Origin of the sequence: Streptomyces sp. NTH33 (genome assembly GCF_003236365.1) — a bacterium.
Classification (GTDB): domain Bacteria; phylum Actinomycetota; class Actinomycetes; order Streptomycetales; family Streptomycetaceae; genus Streptomyces.
The window spans coordinates 1-370 of the sequence record NZ_POTZ01001180.1 but is presented as its reverse complement, the minus strand read 5'-3'; the positions used below and the strand labels follow the sequence as shown (position 1 = coordinate 370).

1 protein-coding gene is annotated in these 370 nt (G+C 70.5%); it reads left to right on the top strand.

Annotated features, from left to right (window positions below; genetic code table 11):
- The first annotated feature begins 106 nt into the window (after nt 1–106).
- Entirely contained in the window at nt 107–247 is a 141-nt protein-coding gene (locus C1I97_RS39080; protein WP_181447146.1) for a hypothetical protein, read from the top strand.
- Nucleotides 248–370: the final 123 nt, after the last annotated feature.

Genomic DNA, 370 nt, shown 5'->3' with positions numbered 1-370 from the left:
CAGGTCATGATGCCGCCCGACCGCCGTCCACGTGCACAGCACGGGCGCGAGCGGGGAGGCAGCACGGAAGCCCCGTCGTCGACGATCAAGCTCCTGACCTGGCCGGATGATTTATCGGCACCCGCAGCGTTGTCTCCTCCTCGACCGCGACGACTTCGGGCCGTGCCGGCACCTGCTCCGCGGCCGCTTCGGCGACGTTCGGCCCGCCGCCAAGATGGTGGTCTGCGACCTGGCCGGCCCCGGATGAGGATCGAGATCGAGGCGTACGCCCGCCGCCGGAACCTCACGGGGTGCGCCCGTGTCTGATCGCCGCACCGGCTGAGTACGATCACCTACGCCGGTCTGAGTACGCGAGCGGTTGTCCGCCGCG